11 protein-coding genes are annotated in these 13984 nt (G+C 64.1%); 1 reads left to right on the forward strand and 10 read right to left on the reverse strand.

The genetic code is table 11. The annotated features are described in order from the left end of the window. Window positions 1-25: 25 nt before the first annotated feature. Entirely contained in the window at window positions 26-3193 is a 3168-nt protein-coding gene (locus AAHM38_RS00230; protein ID WP_116574915.1) for an efflux RND transporter permease subunit, read from the reverse strand. Window positions 3194-3205: 12 nt separating this feature from the next. Continuing rightward, window positions 3206-4438: an efflux RND transporter periplasmic adaptor subunit gene (locus AAHM38_RS00235; RefSeq protein ID WP_116574916.1), complete on the reverse strand. Its 1233-nt coding sequence runs from the start codon at window positions 4436-4438 to the stop codon at window positions 3206-3208. 136 nt (window positions 4439-4574) lie between these two features. On the opposite strand from AAHM38_RS00235, the gene AAHM38_RS00240 reads away from it, so the two are divergent. Continuing rightward, window positions 4575-6101 (forward strand): efflux transporter outer membrane subunit, encoded by a 1527-nt coding sequence (locus tag AAHM38_RS00240; RefSeq protein WP_116574917.1) that lies wholly within the window; start codon window positions 4575-4577, stop codon window positions 6099-6101. Window positions 6102-6321: 220 nt separating this feature from the next. Here the strand turns inward: AAHM38_RS00240 and AAHM38_RS00245 are convergent, their stop codons facing one another. The 8 genes from AAHM38_RS00245 to AAHM38_RS00280 all read right to left on the reverse strand — a co-directional run bounded on the left by AAHM38_RS00245 (window position 6322) and on the right by AAHM38_RS00280 (window position 13983). Next, entirely contained in the window at window positions 6322-7455 is a 1134-nt protein-coding gene (locus AAHM38_RS00245; protein ID WP_116574918.1) for a hypothetical protein, read from the reverse strand. Window positions 7456-8082: 627 nt separating this feature from the next. Continuing rightward, on the reverse strand, window positions 8083-8475 hold the full coding sequence (locus tag AAHM38_RS00250; RefSeq protein ID WP_065859453.1) for a RidA family protein: 393 nt from the start codon (window positions 8473-8475) through the stop codon (window positions 8083-8085). Between the two features lie 19 nt (window positions 8476-8494). Then, complete coding sequence (locus AAHM38_RS00255; protein WP_116574919.1) at window positions 8495-8920, reverse strand: acyl-CoA thioesterase; 426 nt, start codon at window positions 8918-8920, stop codon at window positions 8495-8497. Continuing rightward, a complete protein-coding gene (locus tag AAHM38_RS00260) occupies window positions 8917-10533 on the reverse strand; it encodes an AMP-binding protein (RefSeq protein ID WP_116574920.1) in 1617 nt (538 codons plus the stop codon). The genes AAHM38_RS00255 and AAHM38_RS00260 overlap by 4 nt, the downstream gene beginning before the upstream one ends. Window positions 10534-10564: 31 nt before the next feature. Next, window positions 10565-11740 (reverse strand): acyl-CoA dehydrogenase family protein, encoded by a 1176-nt coding sequence (locus AAHM38_RS00265; RefSeq protein WP_116574921.1) that lies wholly within the window; start codon window positions 11738-11740, stop codon window positions 10565-10567. Window position 11741: 1 nt separating this feature from the next. Then, window positions 11742-12602, reverse strand: coding sequence for an enoyl-CoA hydratase family protein (locus tag AAHM38_RS00270; protein WP_116574922.1), 861 nt, complete (start codon window positions 12600-12602; stop codon window positions 11742-11744). A gap of 17 nt (window positions 12603-12619) precedes the next feature. Then, the gene (locus tag AAHM38_RS00275; RefSeq protein WP_116574923.1) at window positions 12620-13204 is read right to left on the reverse strand and encodes a MarR family winged helix-turn-helix transcriptional regulator; all 585 of its coding nucleotides are present in this window, start codon (window positions 13202-13204) and stop codon (window positions 12620-12622) included. Continuing rightward, window positions 13201-13983 (reverse strand): SDR family NAD(P)-dependent oxidoreductase, encoded by a 783-nt coding sequence (locus tag AAHM38_RS00280; RefSeq protein WP_116574924.1) that lies wholly within the window; start codon window positions 13981-13983, stop codon window positions 13201-13203. Before AAHM38_RS00280 ends, AAHM38_RS00275 begins: the two co-directional genes overlap by 4 nt. Between the last annotated feature and the right edge of the window lies 1 nt (window position 13984).

A 13984-nucleotide genomic window follows, 5' to 3' on the forward strand; every position in this document is an offset into this window, starting at 1 on the left:
CGCCGCACGAAGCGGCGGCCATCACTCAGACCGGCGCTTCCTCAAGGGTCGGCTCTTCAGGCGGCGGCTCCTTGCCGAGGAATACCATCCGCAGGGCCGGCACGATCACCAGCAGCATCAACGGGCCCACCAGCATGCCGCCCACAACCACGGTGGCCAGTGGCCGCTGCACCTGGCTGCCGATGCCCGTGGAAATAGCCGCCGGGAACAGGCCGATACACGCTGACAGCGCGGTCATCAGCATGGGCCGCATCCGCTGTTGCGCCGCATGGAACATCGCTTCAGTTGGCTGGAGGCCGCGCTCCCGGCGCAAGTCGTTGTAGTAGGTGATCATCAGAATGCCGTCCATCACGGACACCCCAAACAACGAGACAAAGCCGATGGCCGCTGAGACGCTGAAGTCCAACCCCGTCAGGAACAGGGCCGCCACTCCGCCGGTAATCGCAAATGGAATCCCAGCCAGCGCCATCAAGCTATCGCGCAGCGAATTGAACAACCCATAGAGCAGCACCAGAATCAACAGAATGCTGATCGGCACCATGACCGCGAGCCGCTGCTTGGCCTGTTCGAGTTCTTCAAACTCACCTGCCCACTCGATGCGGTAGCCCTGCGGCAACTTGACGTGCTGGGCGATGCGCTGCTGCGCTTCTTCGACCGTGCCGCCCAGGTCGCGCCCGCGCACGCTGAACTTGACCGGAATATAGCGGGCGTTCTTCTCGTGATAGATGTACGACGCCCCCGTATCCAGCGTGATGTCAGCCAGCGCCGAGAGTGGAATGTAGGCGTTGCCGCCGTTCGCGTTCGAGTAGGCGACGCGGATGTTGCGCACCGCATCGATCGTGGCGCGGTACTCCGGGGCCAGCCGCACCGTCAGTGCGAACTGCCGATCGCCTTCCAGGATGGTGGTGGCCTGGGAACCCGACAGCGCCGCTTGGACCACGGTATTCACATCCCCCGTGTTCAGTCCATAGCGCGCGGCCGCCTCACGGTTGATGCGCACGTTCAGGTTCGGTTGACCCAGCACACGGAAGATGCCCAGGTCGGTGATGCCTTTGACGCGGCTCATCTCGCTTTGCACCTGATCGGCCAGCCGCTCCAGCACCTGCAGGTCCGGGCCGATGATCTTGACCGAATTCGCCCCCTTCACGCCAGACAATCCCTCTTCCACGTTGTCCTGGATGTACTGCGAGAAATTCAGGCCGACCCCGGTGAACTCACTGGTGAACTCTTTCTGGATCTGCGCGATCAGCTTCTCCTTGGTCATCCCCGCCGACCATTGGTCGAAAGGTTTAAGCGGCACGAAGAACTCGGCGTTGTAGAAGCCCGCGGCATCACTACCGTCGTCGGGGCGACCATGGGCCGACACCACCGTGCGCACCTCGGGGTGCTTAAGGAGGATTTGACGCATGCGCGAGACCGGTACCACGCCCGATTCCAGCGACGCCGTTTGCGGCATGGTGAGCCGAATCCACAGGTTGCCTTCTTCAAGCGCGGGCAGGAACTCCGTGCCCAGCAGCGGCATGAGCGCCGCGGTTGCCGCCAACACGACCGCGCCGATCGTCACGGCAATGCGCCGGTTGGATAGGGACCACTTCAGCGCAGGCTGGTAGAGCCTGTGCAGTGCGCGCACGAGCCAGGTTTCCTTCTCTTCAATCTTCTTGGGCAGCAGGTACGAGCACAGCGCCGGCGTGACCGTGAAGGTGGCGATGAGCGCGCCTGCCAACGCGTAGCCATAGGTACGCGCCATCGGACCGAAGATCTGGCCCTCCACCCCCTGCATGGTGAACAGCGGAACGAACGCCGCGACGGTGATCAAGGCGGAGAAGAACACGGCGCGATCCACCTGCAGCGCACTGACGAAAATCATGCGCAAGCGCTCCGGCACACGTAAGCCGAGCACCTTCGCGTCACGACTCATCAGCAGGCGCGTCTGCTCCGCCGCCGGCATCTGGAAGTTGCGGAAGATGTTTTCGACCAGGATGACCGATGAGTCCACGATGATCCCAAAGTCCACCGCCCCCACTGAGAGCAGGTTCGCGGATTCGCCGGTCAACAAGAGGATCAGGATGCTGAAGAACAGCGCAAACGGAATGTTGGCGCTGACAATGATGGCGCTGCGCAAATCACCCAGGAAGATCCACTGGATGAAGAACACCAGCAGGCAGCCAAACAGCAGCGCATGCATGACCGTGTGCGTGGTGACGGAGACGAGCTCCGAGCGGTCGTAGTAACGCTCGACCTTCACGCCTGCCGGCAGCGTGCCATCGGTGTTGATCTTGTCCAGCTCTGCCTTGACGCGCGCCACCACGTCGTTGGTCTGCATGGTGCGGTTCATCACCACGATGGCGGTGACGACGTCGCTTTCATTGTCACGGCCGGCAATGCCTAGACGGGGCGCGAAACCGATCTTCGTCTTCGCCACATCCTTGACCTGTACGGGCACTCCATTGGTCTGCGTAAGAACGATCTTGTCGATGTCCTTCACGTCTTGGATCAGACCCACGCCGCGGATGTTGACCGACTGCTGCCCAAAGTTGATCGTGCGCCCGCCGACGTTGATGTTGGCATTGCCGAGCGCTGTCATCATCTGTGGCAGGGTGACGCCATAGGCTTCCAGCTTCTTAGGGTCGACTTCGACGTCGTACTCCTTGGTCGTGCCTCCCCAGCTGACGACCTGGGCCACGCCCGGTACCGTCTTCAGGCGGCGCTGCAACACCCAATCCTGCAAGGTGCGCAGGTTGGTCAGCCCAAAGTGGGGCGGCCCCTTCAACTGATAGCGCACCACTTCCCCGACCAGACTCGACGCCTGAATCTGCGCCTGCACGTTGTTGGGCAGGCTGACGTTCTGCTGGAGGGCAAGTGCCGCCTGCGTGTAAGCAAAGTAGTAGTCGATCCCGTATTTGAAGGTCACGCGCACGAACGACAGACCGTAGAACGACGTGGAGCGGATGTTCTCTACGCCGGGCGTTGCCGCCAGGCCGATCTCCATCGGCACGGTGTAGTACCGCTCCATTTCTTCGGCCGACAGGCCGGGCGTCTGTGCCGTGATCTCAAGGATGACGGGTGCGGGGTTGGGGTACGCCTCGATGTTGAGCTTGGAATACGCAAACAGCCCTGCCGCCACGAATGCCAGCAGAAACAACAGGATCAGCGGCCGTCGCAGCAGCGATAGCTTGAGAATTGATTTGAGCACGGTGAACTCCCCTCAGTCGGCGCCGTTGAAATTGCCGGCAGCCGCCGTGCTCAGGTACAGCGCGCCTTCGTTGGCGACCAGTTCGCCCGCGCTCAGGCCTTCGAGCACCTGCACAAAGCCATCCTGTTCCAGGCCAAGCTTGATCACGCGCCGCGCAAAGCGCTTGCGGTCCGTCGTGACCCATGCGGTCATGGTGCCGTCGCCTTCACGCACCACGCCGTCCATCGCCAACGCTGGTGATTGGATGGGCGCGCCGGTGGTGATGTCGAATGACGTGAACATGCCGGGGCGCAGTTCGTGCTTCGGATCGTCGATTTCCGAACGCACCAGGATGCGGTGCGTGTTGGCGTCGACCGATGCGCCCACAGTGCTGATCTTGCCGTTGAAGACCCGGCCCGGAAATGCCATGACGTGAATCTTGACCGGCTGGCCAACGTGCAGCAGCGGCGCGTCGGCTTCCGGCACGAATGCCTGCATCCAAATGGTGGACACGTCAGCCACCGTGAATGGCGCCGTGCCGTTGCCCGGCTGCAAGAGCAAGCCCGGCTGTGCGCTGCGCGCAGTCACCTGGCCCGAGATCGGGCTCACCACCGTCAGCAGCGAATCGGTCTTGCGCGTCTGCACGATCTGGTCCATCTGTGCGGGCGTCTTGCCGAACACGGTCAGGGCTTCACGCGCAGCTTTGTAGGCGGCCTCCGCAGCCTGTTGGTCGGAGATAGCCTGGTCCAGGTCCTTCTGCGCCAGGCCCTGGATCTCATACAACTGGCGCGCACGGGCGAGTGCATCGGTCGTCAGCTTGCGCGTACCGGCAGTGGAAATCAGAGTGGATTCCGCTTGCACCAGGTCGGGGCTGTCGATATCGAACAGCGGCTTGCCCTTGGCCACCGTATCGCCCACCTTGGCGTAGGTATTACGAATTTTGCCCTGGTACGACGTGAACACCTGTACGGCACGGTCCTGGTTGAAATCGATGTTGCCGACGGCTTCACGGCGGTTGGCGAAGTCGTGCAGTTCAACCGGCGCGACCTTGATGTACTGGAGCTGACTCTGGCTCAACGTGACGGCTTGGCCATCGCGCGACGGGGTGGCCGGCAGAGCCAGGGGCGCCACCCCATATGACGATGGTGACGACGGAGCGGGCGAGGCTTCGGACCGTTTCTGGCCTCCCAAGCCCCACATCAGGCAGCCAACGACCAGCGCGGCAACAGCGCCACCGATGGCGGCAGATTTGTAATCGACCAGCACGGCAATACCCCAGACGATAGAAATTGGCCCGCATGATGCGGGCCACCTGCAGATCGGTCTACTGTGATGAATCACAGTTCGCAACAAATCGCCGCTCCCCTAGAATCGCCGCCATTCGTCCAGACTGGGTGCCTGCATGCCCTCCAAAACTGCCTTTGGCGCGTCACCTTCTACCTCTGCCTCGCTGCGCCTGACCGCCCTGGCGGTTGCCTGCCTGCTGGTCACCGCCTGCGCGGTCGGGCCCGATTTCAAGGTGCCGGACGCGCCCAAGGTGTCCGGCTATACGCCGCAGCCGTTGCCGGAGCAGACGTCTTCTGCCGCCACGCAGGGGGGTGAAGCCCAGCGCTTTGTCTCGGGCATGAAAGTGTCCGACCAGTGGTGGAAGACGTTTCAGTCGGACAAGCTGAACAAGACCATTGAAAATGCCTTCGCCGCCAGCCCAACGTTGAGTGCAGCGCAAGCGGCGCTGCGCATAGCGCAACAGCAGACGAGTGCGCAGCAGGGCGCGTTCTTCCCGTTGGTGCAGGGCGCGTACCAGGGTGCCCGCAAGCGCGATGCGGTCGGCACGATCGCCCCCTCGCTCACCTCGAATGCTGAGATCTATAGCCTGCACACGGCGCAGGTCACGGTCAGCTACGCACCTGACGTGTTCGGCTTGAACCGGCGTCAGGTTGAGTCGCTCAAGGCCGCAGAGGATGCGCAGTACTTCCAGTTGGAGGCCGCCTATCTAACGCTGGCCACCAACATCGTGGCGGCAGCGGTACAAGAGGCATCGCTGCGGGCGCAGATCGATGCGCAAAAGCGCATCGTGGCCATCAACACACAATTGGTCGGCAACCTGCGCAAGCAGTTCACGCTGGGTGCCGTCACCGGTCTCGACGTGGCCGCCGCACAATCAGCGCTGGCGCAGGCCGAGCAGGCGCTGCCGAACTTGCAAAAGCAACTGGCCGTGCAGCGCGACTTGCTGGCCGCGCTGGCCGGCAAGCTGCCGGGCGACGGCATCGCGGACACTTTCACATTTGCAGATTTCACGCTGCCGCAAGAGTTGCCCTTGTCGCTACCGTCTGATCTGGTGCGGCAGCGCCCCGATGTTCGCGCTGCGGAAGAACAACTGCACGCCGCCACTGCGCAGGTAGGCGTGGCCATTGCGAACATGCTGCCCCAGCTCACTCTGTCTGCAACCCGGGGCGGAACAGCCTCTCAATTCAGCCAAATGTTCCAGCAGGGCAATGTGTTCTGGAGCCTGGTTGGCGGCGTGGCGCAGACCTTCTTCGACGGTGGCACGCTGCTGGCCAAGAAACGCGCCGCCGATGCGGGCGTCGACCAGGCCGAGGCCCAGTATCGTGGCACGGTCATCTCCGCCTTCCAGAACGTCGCCGATACCCTCCATGCGCTGGATGCTGATGCCGACGTGCTCAAGGCCGCGCTAAAGGCCGAGCAGGCCGCCCGCACCACGCTGGACATCACTGACAAGCAGCGCGCCATCGGTCAGGTCAACATCCTCGCCGTGCTAAGCGCCGAACAGGCCTACCAGACGGCCCTGCAAGCCACGATAGCGGCACGCGCCAACCGATTTTCCGATACGGCCGCGCTATTTCAGGCGCTCGGGGGCGGGTGGTGGAACCGGCCCCACGCTGATATCGCACAGGGCGGAAGTCAATGAGGCGCGAGGCTTCGCGCGAAGGGTCAGTGCCCCGACCTGACGGTCAACTCCGCGGGATTTCACAATTGTGCGCCTTCAACGGGTCAATGCAACTTATTGATGCCAACGTTCCGATGGCGTATCGACGTTTAGAGTTTTGCGCGGACGCTAATTGAGCCGTCTGGCGGCAGCATTGAGCTTAGCCTGCGCGTCAGGCCCTTCTTGAAAATGTGAGCAGTCCCTAGCGGGTGTGCGCAGCGGTAGTTGTCTTGCAACTGGCCTGCCTTGCAGCCAGGTCCGCTTCGGTGAATAGCCCTTGCGAGACCAGCGTCGCGTGTTCGCTGGCCGAGAACATCGCGCACGTGGCCACCGTTGCCAGCAGCATCTGGGTTTTGGGCTGCGCCGGCGTTTTCATCAGTCCGAAGTTGGACTCGGCAGCGTTTTTGCCGGATTCGTCATACAACTCGTAGAACTCGGCGCCCTCGATATTGGCGTCGTTCTGGTTCAGCAAGTAGCCGATGTGCGTTTTCAGGCTGACCAGGGCCTTCGCGTCGTCATACGGTTGGCCTCGCAGCGGGGCGTAGATTTCAGCCGCGTTCAACTCGTTGACGATAACGGGCTTACCGATCTTCTTCATCTCGGCAAAGACATCGATCGTTCCCCTTGCGACACTGACCCGGTAGGGGTTGGTGCCGGCACCGTAGTAATAGTGGTACGCCAGTTTGTCGACCCGCGCGCCCTGCGCTTCCAGGAACGGAATCAGGCCGAAGTCTGCGTAGACCGTGTCGACCACCGTGCGTAGCGGCCGGCCAGTACGGGTGCCGACATCATGCACGGCGCGCGACATGCCGCGCAGCACGGTTGCCCATTGATGCGCCAGCGGCGTCGCGTAGTCGCTGGCGGTGGTGCCCGTCCCGCTCTTGAAGCCCTGGCGCAGGCTCAGCTCGTTCTGCAGCTCCCAGTCGCGAATGTCAGCAGCGAACCGCAGGACGATCGGCGCCACGCGATCGTAGCCCTGCGCTTCGAGCCCGGCGTCTGAGTCGGGATACCGGCCGTTGTCGGTCGCATCGCCCCAAGTGAAGGGCACGTACAGGATCGGGTGCAGCGTGATGTGGTGCGCATGGGACAGCGGCACCAGCGCCTGCAGCAATTGCGTGGCGGCCGAGCCATCCCTCGTGAGCGGCACGTCGAAGCGATAGCTCTTCAAGCCGCGCTGCTCCAGCGTAGCGAACTGTGTGGCGTAGTCGCTCCAGAGTGCCTGGCTCGGGCTTGGATGCCCACAGACGCCCCAGGTGAAGGTCTGGGCGGCCGCAGCGCTCGTCAGCCACGTTGCGGCCAGGACAAGAAGGACAGTACGGATGCACCGAGTTTTCATGGTGGGGGCGGACAAGTGAACGATGGTTGTTCTTGGGCCTCGGTGTTGCCACCGCAATGGTATCCGTATGGCGGAGGGGCATGCCTGTCAGGATACGACTCATGCCGTTCCTCGAACCTTTTTCAGAGATTCGTTTTCGTGCGGGCAACTCGTCGATCTGACTGAGCCCGAAGCGGTAGCCTGCACAGTGACGTCATGGGTTGGCTCGCGGCCAAGATCGACCTCTTCGATGCTGTTCGGATACCCTCGGTGCCGGTGACGCGGTGCCCCTGCCACGAGCAGCCTCATTGAACGCATAGGGCGACGCAAATTGAAGAGATGTAAATCCGCGGCCAGGGAACGTGTATGCGGAGCGGATACAGTGGGCGTTGCGGAGCTCCTTACGCCATTTTTTCTTGTGGCGCGTAGATGCCAACTCTAGACTCCGGCTAACTCGCCCGGCCAAGTGGCCATTGATTCGCCTGAACTGCAGAGGCCGGATTCGGTCACCGTCCTCTGCCTGGTGAAACAGGGGTGTCGGGGTTGGTTGAGCGGACTGGCGTCAACAGTCTCCAAACCCCCGCGGTTGCTACAGACATTTTTGTACAGGTACGGACGCTTTTGTGTCCCGTCAGTTCGCGGATCGCCCTAATCCGGCACCACCGCCGTCACCTCAATTTCCACCTTGGCTCGGTCCTCCACGAGCGCTGCCACCTCCACTGCCGTCATGGCAATGCTGAAGCTGCCGATCAGCTCGCGGAACGCCTTGCCGATCTCGGGGTAGGCCGCCACGTAAGCCTTCTTGTCCGTCACGTACCACGTCATGCGCACGATGTGCTCGGGCTTGGCGTCGCCGGCGGCTAACACGTCGACGATGTTCTGCAGCGCCTGCCGGACCTGACCGGCCAGGTCATCCGTATGGAACACGCCCTGCGCATCCCAGCCGATCATGCCGGCCACGAACACCATGCGCCCACGCGCGGATACACCGTTGGCATAGCCCTTGGGGCGCGGCCAGTTAGGCGGGAGGAGTACTTCCATGATGCGATTCCTTCTACTTTTATCGGGACTGTTGAACGCTCGCCTCGATCGCCTGCCGCACATCGGGCGGCATCGGCATCGCGCGATGCGTATTGAGATCGGTAAATACCAGCACCTGCTGGGAGCGCACGCGCTGTTGGTCGCCGGCCCAGCAATCCAGGTCCAAGGTGAGCGACGCATTGCCGAGCCGCTCCAGCTTCAGCTTGAACTGCACGTCGTCGCCCATGCGGCTGATGGCGCTGAACTCGCAATGCAGCTTGACGATGGGCAGGCCGATGCGGCGCGGGCCCAGCATCTGCGCATACGAAACACCCAGGCCGTCGGTAAACCAGTCTTCGACCAGGCCATTGAACAGCACGAGGTACTGCGGAAAATAGACGATGCCGGCCGGGTCGCAGTGTGCAAAGCGGATGCGCGCGGCGCGCTCGAAGTGGTAGTCACTCATGATTTCTCGTGTTCGCGCAGGCGGTAGCGCAGCAGCTTGCCGACTTCACTGCGCGGCAGGCTCGCGCGAAACTCGATGGCGCGCGGATACTTGTACGGGGCCACGGTCTGCTTCACGAAGTCCTGCAGCGTCTTGATCATCTCCGGGCCGGCGGTGTGGCCTGGATGCAATACAACGAACGCCTTGACGATCTGCCCGCGCTCTTCATCGGGCTCGCCAATCACGCCACACTCGGCCACGGCCGGATGCTGCATCAACGCGTCTTCCACCTCGGGCGCGGCGATGTTGTAGCCGGACGAGATGATCATGTCATCGGTGCGCGAGTGGTAGTGGAAGTAGCCTTCTTCATCCATCACGTAGGCGTCGCCCGTGAGGTTCCAGCCGTTGCGCACATACGCGCGCTGGCGGTCGTCGGCCAGGTATCGGCAGCCGGTCGGACCTTGCACAGCCAGGCGGCCCACCGTGCCCGGCGGCACGGGGTTGCCGGCGTCGTCCACGACCTGTGCGACATATCCGGGGACGGCCTTGCCGGTGGCGCCAGGGCGCACGTCGGCATCGGCGGCCGAGATGAAGATATGCAGCATCTCGGTCGCGCCAATGCCGTCGATCAACTCGATGCCGGTAGCGTTCTTCCACAGCGTGCGGGTGGCCACCGGCAGCGCTTCCCCCGCCGAGACGCAACGGCGTAGCGGGGTGGCACGCAACTCGTCTCCGCGCCCTGCGATGTTGCGGTACGTGGTGGGCGCGGTGAACAGCACCGTCGCGCCAAACGTGCGGATGCCATCGACCAGATCGTTGGGCGATGCCTTCTCCAGCAGCACCGTCGATGCACCCACGCTCATCGGAAACAGCAGCAGGCCGCCAAGCCCGAACGTAAATGCCATTGGCGGGCTGCCGATGAAGATGTCGTCCGCGCGCGGCTTGAGCACATGCGGCGGCCAACACGTGCAAATGGCGAGGATGTCGCGATGAAAATGCATCGTCGCTTTCGGCACGCCTGTCGTGCCCGACGTGAAGGCAAGCAGGCACGTGTCATCCGCCGCCGTATCGACGTTGGCGAAGGCGGCCGGCTGGCGTGCCATGGCGGCCTCCAGCCCTTCCGGCGTGGCATCGTGAAAGCACAGCAGCTGCACGGGCTTGGCGGCTTGCGAGACCGCATCGCGCAACTCGTCGACGAGCCGCGCATCGCACAGCGCGAAGCCGATCTCGCCCTTGCCCACAATCTGCCCCAACTCTTTGGCGCGCAGCAGCGGCATGGTCGTCACCGCAATGGCGCCCACTTTCATCACGGCAAACCAGCACGCGGCGAGCATCGGGCTGTTGGGCGAGCGCAGCAGCACGCGGTTGCCCGGCACAACGCCCATCTCATTGACCAGCACGTTGGCGATGCGGTTGGCGTGCGCCTGCAGATCGGCGTACGTCCAGCGGATGCCGGGCGCCTGGATGCAGAGGCGGCCGCCCTCGCCTGCGGCAACGCGGCGGTCGAGCAGTTCAGTGGCGCAGTTGAGCTGCGGCGGAAACTGCAGCGCCGGCAGGTCGAAGCGATACACCGGTTGCAGCTCTGCCGGCGGCAGCCGGTCGCGGGCGAAGGTGTCGATATGGGCGCTGGGCATGGAGGACTCTCCGTCTCTGGCGTGGGCGTGTTCAGGACTTGGCGGGCGCCGCCGCACGCAGCAGTTCGCGCGCGATGATGAGTTGCTGCACTTCCGTCGCGCCTTCGTAGATCCGCAGCGAGCGGATCTCGCGGTACAGGCGCTCGACCGGCTGCTCGCTCACCACGCCCAAGCCGCCCCACATCTGCACGGCGGCGTCGATCACCTGCTGCGCATTCTCGGTAGCGGTCAGCTTGGCCATGGCAGCCTCGCGTGTCACGTTGCGGCCCTGGTCGCGCTGCCACGCGGCGCGGTACGTCAGCAGCGCGGCGCTGTCGATGGCGGTGGCCATTTGTGCGAGCTTGGCCTGCGTGAGCTGGAAATCCGCCAGCACGCCGCTGAACATCTTGCGGGTGGTGGCGCGCGCTAGCGCTTCGTCCAACGCGCGGCGCGCAAAACCCAGCGCGGCTGCCGCCACTGACGTGCGGAACACATCGAGCGTGCGCATCGCCACCTTGAAGCCCTCGCCCGCCGCGCCCACGCGCTGGCTGGCCGGGATGCGGCAGTTGGTAAAGCGCAGGCGCGCGAGCGGGTGCGGTGCAATCACGTTGATGCGCTCTGCAATCTCAAAGCCTGGCGTACCGGCCTCGACGATGAACGCACTGATGCCGCGGGAGCCCGGCGCCTCGCCGGTGCGGGCAAACACGACGTAGAAGTCTGCGATGCCGCCGTTGGAAATCCATGTCTTCTCGCCGTCGAGCACATAGTCGGTGCCGTCTTCACGCGCGGTGCAAGCCATGGCGGCCACATCGGAGCCGGCCTCCGGTTCGGACAGTGCAAACGCAGCGATGGCCTCGCCGCGCGCGACCTTCGTCAGATAGCGCTCGCGCTGCTCAGGCGTGCCGTGCAACGAAATGGCACCCGACCCCAGCCCCTGCATCGCAAAAGCAAAGTCGGCCAAACCGGAATGGCGCGCCAGCGTCTCGCGGATCAGGCAGATGGCGCGCGTGTCGATGGTCTCGGCCGCGCCGCCTTGCGACGTGCCGCCCACGGCATGGCGCAGCCAGCCGGCTTGCCCGAGCGATTTGACCAGCGCGCGGCATTCGGCATCCACATCGGGGCCGTGGTCGTGCGGAATGTGCTTCGTGGCCCAGGCGTCGAGTTCAGCTTCGAGCTGGCGGTGCTTGTCGTCAAAGAAGGGCCATTGCAGGTAATCCTTGTCGCTCATCTCAGTTCCCCTCGAACACCGGTTTCTGCTTGGCGACAAACGCGTGATACGCGCGCGAGAAGTCTTCGGTCAGCATGCAGATGGCCTGCGCCTGCGCTTCGGCCTCGATGGCCTGGTCGATCGTCATCGTCCATTCCTGATGCAGCATCGTCTTGGTGATGCCGTTGGCAAAGGTCGGGCCGGCGGCCAGGTCGGCGGCCAAGGCTTGCGCCTGCGCGAGCACCTCGTCCGGTTCGCACAGGCGGTTGAAGAAGCCCCAGCGCTCGCCCTCTTCACCGCTCATCGAGCGGCCGGTGTAGAGCAGTTCGCTTGCGCGGCCCTGACCGATGATGCGCGGCAGGATCGCGCAGGCGCCCATGTCGCAGCCGGCCAGGCCGACGCGGTTGAAAAGGAACGCTGTCTTGCTGCGCGCGGTCCCCAGGCGCAGGTCGGAAGCCATTGCCAGGATGGCGCCTGCGCCGGCGCATACGCCGTCAATTGCGGCAACGATCGGCTGTGGGCATGCGCGCATCGTCTTCACCAGCTCGCCCGTCATGCGCGTGAACATCAGTAGTTCGGGCGCCTTCAGTTGCACCAGCGGGCCGATGATCTCGTGCACATCACCGCCGGAGCAGAAGTTGTCGCCCGCACCGGCCAGCACGATGGCCTTGACGTCATCCGCCCACTTGAGCTGATGGAACAGGTCGCGCAACTCGGCGTACGAATCGAACGTGAGCGGGTTCTTGCGCTCCGGCCGGTTGAGCGTGATGGTGGCAACGCCGCCTTCCACGCTCCACAGGAAATGCTTGGCTTGATAAGCCGCCAGCGGGCGGCGGTTGCCGGCCAGCAGGGCCGGGTCCACAGGGTGATTCGGGTCGGTCATGATTGGGGCGGGTTCGTTCAGGGTTGATCTTCGCGGGCGTCCAGCTCTTGCTCGCGCTGCGCGAGGTGGACGCGCAGGTGGCCGAGCTGCGCATACAGCGCGTCTTTGTTAGCGACGCCAAGGCCGTCGAACATCTCGATCAGCCAACGTTCGTGTTCGGCGGCCATCTCGGCAAAGTGGCGGCGGCCGGTGTCCGTCAGCAGCACGCGAAAGGACCGGCGATCATCCGGATCCGCCTCGCGTTTGACAAGCCCTTCCTTCTCCAGCTGGTCGGTCAGGCCGGTGACGTTGCCGCCGGTCACCATCAGGTAGCGCGACAGCACGTTCATGCGCAGCCCGTCCGGATGGCGATCGAGTTGCGCCAGATAGTCGAAGCGCGGCAGCGTCGTGTTGAAGCGCGTGCGCAGGCGCTGGCGGATCTGCTGTTCGATCTGCGTGCTGCAGGCCAGCAGGCGCAGCCATATCTTGACGTCCATGTGGTCGTCCACATGTGCGCGCGCTTCCAGCCCGATACGTTCATCGCCCAGCGCATGCACAACGGCCTGGTGGCCGGAGGCGCGCGTGGCGAGTGCGGTTTTGCGCCGGGTGCGTTCGGTGCTCACATCACCTCCCCGCCGGATACCGAGATGGCCTGCCCCGTGATTGACGACGCGCCATCGGAGCACAGCCACATCACGGCGTTCGCCACTTCATCGGGCGTGATGAGCCGGCCTTGCGGGTTGCCCTTCACCAACTCGGCCCGCGCTTCTTCTGCGCTGCGCCCGGTGCGGGCAACGATGCGGTCGATGCTCTCGCGCACGATGTCGGTTTCCGTGTAGCCCGGGCACACCGCGTTGACGGTGACGCCGCGCGCGGCCAGTTCAAGCGCCAGCGAGCGCGTGAGCCCGATCACCCCATGCTTGGCCGCCACGTACCCCGACACATACGCATAGCCGCGCTGCCCCGCCGTGCTGGCAATGTTGACGATGCGACCGCGGCCCGACGCCTGCACATCGGCCAACGCCGCCTGCGTGCACAGGAACGTGCCCGTCAGGTTGACGGCCAGCATGCGCTGCCATTGATCGAGCGTGGTCTTGGCAAACGGTGCGCTCTCCGCCTGGCCCGCGTTGTTGACCAGGATGGAGATAGGGCCGAGCCCCGCACGTGCTGATTCGAATGCCGCTGCCACACTCGCCTCGTCGGTCACGTCGCACGTCACGACCTGTGCGCGTGCGCTGTCGGGTAATGTCTTGGCAGTGGCTTGCAAGACGTTGGCGTTGCGGCCCATCAGCGTGAGCGTGGCGCCATGCGCCGCGAGTTGCGCGGCAATCGCGGCACCAATCCCGCGCCCCGCGCCGGTAACAACGGCGTGGTGCCCGGTGAGCATTGCAGGTGTCGCCATC

Origin of the sequence: Ralstonia sp. OTU4908, assembly GCF_038440115.1 — a bacterium.
Taxonomy (GTDB): Bacteria; Pseudomonadota; Gammaproteobacteria; order Burkholderiales; family Burkholderiaceae; genus Ralstonia; species Ralstonia pickettii.

Bases quoted from the DNA above. Each gene is read 5' to 3' on its own strand.
- AAHM38_RS00240 (WP_116574917.1), top strand. From the start codon at position 4,575: ATGCCCTCCAAAACTGCCTTTGGCGCGTCACCTTCTACCTCTGCCTCG.
- AAHM38_RS00245 (WP_116574918.1), bottom strand. From the start codon at position 7,455: ATGAAAACTCGGTGCATCCGTACTGTCCTTCTTGTCCTGGCCGCAACG.
- AAHM38_RS00250 (WP_065859453.1), bottom strand. From the start codon at position 8,475: ATGGAAGTACTCCTCCCGCCTAACTGGCCGCGCCCCAAGGGCTATGCC.
- AAHM38_RS00255 (WP_116574919.1), bottom strand. From the start codon at position 8,920: ATGAGTGACTACCACTTCGAGCGCGCCGCGCGCATCCGCTTTGCACAC.
- AAHM38_RS00260 (WP_116574920.1), bottom strand. From the start codon at position 10,533: ATGCCCAGCGCCCATATCGACACCTTCGCCCGCGACCGGCTGCCGCCG.
- AAHM38_RS00265 (WP_116574921.1), bottom strand. From the start codon at position 11,740: ATGAGCGACAAGGATTACCTGCAATGGCCCTTCTTTGACGACAAGCAC.
- AAHM38_RS00270 (WP_116574922.1), bottom strand. From the start codon at position 12,602: ATGACCGACCCGAATCACCCTGTGGACCCGGCCCTGCTGGCCGGCAAC.
- AAHM38_RS00280 (WP_116574924.1), bottom strand. From the start codon at position 13,983: ATGGCGACACCTGCAATGCTCACCGGGCACCACGCCGTTGTTACCGGC.